Here is a 6,000-nt window from a genome sequence, read left to right on the forward strand (position 1 = left end):
CACGAGGAGGACCAAGATCCTCTTCGTGTCGCACTGTTCGACTCACCGGGGCCGCGTGGGGTTGCCCCCACCGTCGCCGCGATTCTCCCCGCCGTTCACCCGCCCGGTTCTCCGGCGGACGGGCGGCGCGTGCCTCTACTCGAACGGGTCGAAGTCGTCGTACTCCCGCAGCGCCTCGTCCCGCTCCGCATCCTTGTCACGGCGGCGCTGCGCGGCGGGGCGCTGCGCGTCGAAGCGGTGGTCCTCGCCACGGCGGCCGAGCATCTCCGCGCCGGCCATGACCGTCGGCTCCCAGTCGAAGACGACCGCGTTGTCCTCGGGGCCGATGGCGACGCCGTCGCCCGAGCGGGCGCCCGCCTTCATGAGTTCCGCTTCCACACCGAGGCGGTTGAGCCGGTCGGCGAGGTAGCCGACGGCCTCGTCGTTGTTGAAGTCGGTCTGGCGCACCCAGCGTTCGGGCTTCTCGCCGCGCACCCGGAACAGCAGCTCGCCGCCGGCCTCCTCACGGGTGACGGTGAAGCCCGCGTCGTCCACGGCCTTCGGCCGGATGACGATCCGGGTCGCCTCCTCCTTCGGCCTGGCGGCGCGCGCCTGGGCGATCAGCTCACCGAGTGCGAAGGTCAGCTCACGCAGACCGATGTGGGCGACGGCCGACACCTCGAAGACGCGGTAGCCGCGGGACTCCAGGTCGGGGCGGACCATCTCGGCGAGGTCCTTGCCGTCGGGCACGTCGACCTTGTTCAGGACGACGATCCGCGGCCGGTTGTCGAGACCGCCGTACTGCCGCAGCTCCTCCTCGATGGTGTCGAGGTCGGAGACCGGGTCGCGTTCGGACTCCAGGGTGGCGGTGTCCAGCACGTGCACCAGCACGCTGCACCGCTCCACGTGCCGCAGGAACTCCAGGCCGAGGCCGCGGCCCTGGCTGGCGCCGGGGATGAGACCGGGCACGTCGGCGATGGTGTAGACGGTGGAGCCGGCGGTGACCACGCCCAGGTTCGGGACCAGCGTGGTGAACGGGTAGTCGGCGATCTTCGGCTTGGCCGCGCTGAGCACGGAGATCAGCGAGGACTTGCCGGCGCTCGGGTAGCCCACGAGGGCCACGTCCGCGACGGTCTTCAGCTCGAGGACGATGTCGGACAGGTCACCGGGCTCGCCGAGCAGCGCGAAGCCGGGCGCCTTGCGGCGGGCCGAGGCCAGCGCCGCGTTGCCGAGGCCGCCCCGGCCGCCCTGCGCGGCGATGTAGGAGGTGCCGTGGCCGACCAGGTCGGCGAGCACGTTGCCCGCCTTGTCCAGCACGACCGTGCCGTCCGGCACCGGCAGGACCAGGTCCTGGCCGTCCTTGCCGGAGCGGTTGCCGCCCTCGCCGGGCTTGCCGCTGGTGGCCTTGCGGTGCGGGGAGTGGTGGTAGTCGAGCAGCGTCGTGATCGACTGGTCGACGGTCAGGATGACGTCGCCGCCCCGGCCGCCGTTGCCGCCGTCCGGGCCGCCGAGCGGCTTGAACTTCTCACGGTGGACGGAGGCACAGCCGTGGCCCCCGCTACCCGCGGCGACATGCAGTTCGACGCGGTCCACGAAGGTGGTCATGGTTCAGTGCCTCCAGAAACGTGCGGATCTGTCTTCTAGGTAACGCGCGAAAGGCGGACCCGCCTTCCCGTCCGGGAAGTGAGGTCCGCCTCGCGAGATGTTCGGTCGATGCCGTGAATCAGACGATTCAGGCGACCGGAACGACGTTCACGACCTTGCGGCCACGGTGGGAGCCGAACTCCACCGCACCGGCCTGGAGGGCGAACAGCGTGTCGTCGCCACCACGGCCGACACCGGCGCCGGGGTGGAAGTGGGTGCCGCGCTGGCGGACCAGGATCTCACCCGCGTTGACGACCTGACCGCCGAAGCGCTTCACGCCGAGCCGCTGGGCATTGGAGTCGCGACCGTTCCGGGTGGACGATGCGCCCTTCTTGTGTGCCATTTCTCCTCAGTCCCTTACTTCGCAGCCGCGGGGATCGACGTGACCTTGATCGCCGTGTACTGCTGGCGGTGGCCCTGCCGACGGCGGTAGCCGGTCTTGTTCTTGTAGCGCAGAATGTCGATCTTCTGGCCCTTGTGGTGGTCCACGACCTCGGCCTGGACCTTGATACCGGCCAGCACCCACGGGTCGCTGGTCACGGAGTCGCCGTCGACAACGAGCAGGGTCGAGAGCTCGACCGTGTCGCCAACCTTGGCAGTGGAAATCTTGTCAACCTCAACGATGTCGCCGACAGCAACCTTGTGCTGGCGACCACCGCTGCGCACGATGGCGTACACGCGGATCTCACTTTCGCTCGAAGAAACGGCACCCCCGCAGGCCAGCCGCCCGACAACAGCACGGACGACCTCTCCCGGCCCGCGATGCGTCCGGGAGGAAGAGGTTTACGGGGATGTGGCGTGTCAGCGGACACGCCGACGGTCCAGGTTACGGGGCCACGGCCGAGGGGGTCAAACCGGGCCCCGCCGGTGTGCGGCCGGTCACTCGGACCGGCCGCACACCCGCGGGCGTCAGCCCTCGTCGCCGGCGGCGGGGACCGTGGTGGTCTTCTTCGCCGTCGACTTCGCGGCGGCCGTCTTGGCGGTCTTCGTCGCCTTCTTGGCCGTCGTCTTCTTGGCGGCCGTCTTCTTGGCCGCGGTCTTCTTGGCGGCGGTGGCCTTCTTCGCCGGGGCCTTCTTGGCCGCCTTACGGGCGGTCTTCTTGGCCGGCGCGACCTCCTCCGCGGGCTCCTCGGCCACCGGTGCCTCCTCCACCGCGGGCTCCACCGGGGCCGACGGGACGACCACGACGGCCGCCTCCTCGGACGCGGTCGGCGCGGTGGCCTTGCGCACCGCACGGCGGCGCGGGCGGGCCGGTGCGGCGGCCTCTGCGGGCGCCGGCGCCTCCTCGGCGGCCGGGACCTCCTCGGCGACGGGCTGCGCGGCCGGCGCCTCGGCCACGGGCGCGGCCTCCGGCACCGTCACGACGGCCGCCTCGGCACCGGCGGGGGAACCGGCCGGGGCCGACACCTTCCGGGTCGCACGACGGCGCGTACGGCCCTTGGGCGCGGCGTCCTCGGCGGCCGGGACCTCGGCCTGCGGCGCCGGGACCACCTGGTCCTCGGCGGCCACGGGCTCGGCCAGCGCCTCGGCGGCCGGCTCGGGCAGCACCGGGCGCGTCGCCGCCTCCTCGGCGGTGACGTGCTGCGCGGTCGGAGCCCCGGCCGGCTCGGCCTCGGCGTACCCGGTGTCGGCGCTCTCCGCCCATTCGGCCTTCTCGGCCCGCTCGGCCCTCGAAGCCCGCTCGGCCCGCTCCGACGTCGGCGCGCCCGCCGGAGCCGACGCCCGGCGGCCCCCCCGGCGGCGGGTACGGCCACGGGTGGCCGCCGCCTCCGCCTCGGCGACGCTGCTGTACAGCTCCTCGTCCGGCGCGAAGTCCGGCCCGGGCAGCTCGACCGGCTCGGCGGCCTCGGCGGCCACCTCCACCGCCGTCTCCACCTCGGGCGGGACGGCCTCGCCGGACTCCACCGCCACGGCGGCGGTCTCGTGCACGTGCTCCTGGATGTCGCCGCCCCGGCCGCGCTTCTTGCGCTTGCCGCCGCCACCGTTGGCGGTGGCCTGGTCCAGGTGGACCACGACACCACGGCCGTTGCAGTGGACGCAGGTCTCGGAGAAGGACTCCAGCAGACCCTGGCCGACCCGCTTGCGGGTCATCTGCACCAGGCCAAGCGAGGTGACCTCGGCCACCTGGTGCTTCGTGCGGTCCCGGCCCAGGCACTCCAGCAGGCGGCGCAGCACCAGGTCCCGGTTGGACTCCAGGACCATGTCGATGAAGTCGATCACGATGATGCCGCCGAGGTCGCGCAGCCGCAGCTGACGCACGATCTCCTCGGCCGCCTCCAGGTTGTTCCTGGTGACCGTCTCCTCCAGGTTGCCGCCCTGGCCGGTGAACTTGCCGGTGTTGACGTCGATGACGACCATCGCCTCGGTCCGGTCGATCACCAGCGAACCGCCGCTGGGCAGCCAGACCTTGCGGTCCAGCGCCTTGGCGAGCTGCTCGTCGATCCGGTAGGTGGCGAAGACGTCGGTCTCGGACGTCCACCGCGACAGCCGGCCGGCCAGGTCCGGGGCGACGTGCGCGACGTACCCGTGGATCGTCTGCCAGGCCTCGTCACCGCTGACGATGACCTTGGTGAAGTCCTCGTTGAAGATGTCGCGCACGACCCGGACGGTCATGTCCGGCTCGCCGTAGAGCAGCGAGGGCGCACTCGAGCCGCCGCCGTTCTTGGCCTTCTTCTGGATGTCCTCCCACTGCCCCTGGAGCCGCTCGACGTCGCGGCGCAGCTCCTCCTCGCTCGCGCCCTCGGCGGCGGTGCGCACGATGACGCCCGCGTCCTCGGGGACGATCTTCTTGAGGATGGTCTTCAGCCGGGCCCGCTCGGTGTCGGGCAGCTTGCGGCTGATGCCGGTCATCGAGCCTTCGGGCACGTACACCAGGTAGCGGCCGGGCAGGGAGACCTGGCTGGTCAGGCGCGCGCCCTTGTGGCCGATCGGGTCCTTGGTGACCTGCACGAGCACGGGCTGCCCGGACTTCAGGGCGGACTCGATGCGGCGCGGCCCGTTGGCCATGCCCAGCGCACCGAAGTTGACCTCACCGGCGTACAGCACCGCGTTGCGGCCCTTGCCGATGTCGATGAAGGCGGCCTCCATCGACGGCAGCACGTTCTGGACCTTGCCCAGGTAGACGTTGCCGACGTACGAGGTGGACTGCTCCTTGTTGACGTAGTGCTCGACGAGCACGCCGTCCTCGAGCACGCCGATCTGGGTGCGCTCGCCGTGCTGGCGGACGACCATCACCCGCTCGACGGCCTCGCGACGGGCCAGGAACTCGGCCTCGGTGATGATGGGCACCCGGCGGCGGCCCTGCTCGCGGCCTTCCCGGCGGCGCTGCTTCTTGGCCTCCAGGCGGGTCGAGCCCTTGATGGACTGCACCTCGTCGGACGGCTCGCTGGGCTTGCGCGGCTCGCGGACCTTGACGACCGTGCGCTCCGGGTCGTCGACGGACGGCTCGGGGTCGGCCCCCGTGTCACCGGCCCGGCGACGACGGCGGCGACGGCGGCGGCTGCTGGAGCTGGAACCGGCGGAGTCGTCGCCCCGGACGTCGTCGGCGTCCTCGTCCTCCTGCTCGGCGGTGTCCTCGGCGTCCTGCGCGGCCTGCTCGGCGGCCAGCTCGTCGCCCTCGGTGTCGACGCCGTCGCCGTCGGCGGCGTCACCGCGCCGGCGGCGGCGTCCGCCACGGCGGCGACGGCGGCGCGAGCCGGACTCCTCGAAGCCGTCGGCGCCCTCGGCGTCCTCGCCCTCCTCGCCCTCGGCGAGGTCCTCGGCGGTCTCCGGAGCCTCGTCGGCGTCCTCGGCCTCCTCCGCTTCCTCGTCCTCGTCCTCGGGCACGGCCTGGACGGGCCGGGTCTCCTCGGCGGCGGCGCGGCGGCGCCGGCGGCGGCGCGGACCGGTCTCGGCGCGCTCCTCCGCGTACTCCTCGGTCTCCTCCACATCGGCGGCCTCGGCCGCGGCCTCGGCCGCGGCCCGCTCCAGGGTCTGGAACCTGGGCTCGGTGAACACCGGCGCCTGGAAGACGGCGACGGCGGGGCGGGCGGGCCGGCGCGGGCCGTCGGCGTCCTCGGCGGACCGGGCCCCGGCCGGCCGCGCGGGCTCGGCGAACCCGGACGCGGCCCGCTCGCTCCGGCGGCGGGCCCGGCGCTGGGTCCCGCCCTCGGCGGCGGCCGGCGCGGGGGCCTGCGGCGCCTCGGCGGGCTCGGTGGTCTGTGCGGACGCGGGGACCTGCGGGGTCTGGGTGCGCACTGCGGGCTCCTCCGCCTGCTCGGCCTCGGCGGCCTCCTCGCTCACGGGCGAACCGGTGGGCGCGGACACCCGGCGGGTGGCCCGGCGGCGCGTACGACGCGGAGCGGCGTCCTCGGCGGCGTCCTGAGCACCCTCCTCGGC

4 protein-coding genes are annotated in these 6,000 nt (G+C 73.3%); all 4 read right to left on the bottom strand.

The window, feature by feature from the left end; translation table 11 throughout:
- Positions 1-135: 135 nt before the first annotated feature.
- Positions 136-1,584, bottom strand: a complete 1,449-nt coding sequence (gene obgE, locus ACF1BE_RS03060) for a GTPase ObgE (protein ID WP_392197214.1) — start codon at positions 1,582-1,584, stop codon at positions 136-138.
- 127 nt (positions 1,585-1,711) lie between these two features.
- Complete coding sequence (rpmA, locus tag ACF1BE_RS03065; RefSeq protein ID WP_390058343.1) at positions 1,712-1,966, bottom strand: 50S ribosomal protein L27; 255 nt, start codon at positions 1,964-1,966, stop codon at positions 1,712-1,714.
- A 14-nt stretch (positions 1,967-1,980) separates the two neighbouring features.
- Positions 1,981-2,301, bottom strand: coding sequence for a 50S ribosomal protein L21 (rplU, locus tag ACF1BE_RS03070; protein ID WP_030653874.1), 321 nt, complete (start codon positions 2,299-2,301; stop codon positions 1,981-1,983).
- Between the two features lie 231 nt (positions 2,302-2,532).
- On the bottom strand, positions 2,533-6,000 hold a 3,468-nt coding region (locus ACF1BE_RS03075; protein ID WP_392197215.1), incomplete at its 5' end, for an Rne/Rng family ribonuclease.

Source organism: Streptomyces sp. NPDC014991 (genome assembly GCF_043080665.1).
Lineage (GTDB): Bacteria > Actinomycetota > Actinomycetes > Streptomycetales > Streptomycetaceae > Streptomyces.